This is a genomic window from Mesorhizobium sp. M2E.F.Ca.ET.209.01.1.1 (assembly GCF_004010375.2).
GTDB lineage: Bacteria > Pseudomonadota > Alphaproteobacteria > Rhizobiales > Rhizobiaceae > Mesorhizobium.
Genome location: NZ_SADP02000907.1, coordinates 1 through 310, shown reverse-complemented (window position 1 = coordinate 310; position 310 = coordinate 1). Strand labels below are relative to the sequence as shown.

Annotated in this window: 1 pseudogene; it reads right to left on the bottom strand. The window is 58.7% G+C overall.

What is annotated here, in order from left to right:
* Positions 1-310, bottom strand: a pseudogene (locus EN852_RS38430) (IS110 family transposase); the annotation flags it as partial.

Sequence of the window (310 nt, the reverse complement as noted above, 5' to 3'; positions counted from 1 at the left end):
GCCAACCCCACCAGCGACGCTATGGCTTTGCTTCCCAAGCTGCCCAGTTCGGGCAACTCGCAGGCCAGTGTGCTGATCAGGATGGGGCCGACGCCTTTGAGCGCGCCGATGTTCTTCCAGCCAGGCTGTCCCTCAAGCTGCTCGGCAATAGCTTTGTCCAGTTGCTTCAGGTCGTCAGATAGCTGAGCTATATAGCGTTGCTTCATCGCAATCAGATCCGGATCGACCAATCGCCGCAAGCGCTGCATCTCACTGACCCGCATCTGCACCAGATGCCTGCGGCATTGCGCAAATTCAGCCAGACGCTGCT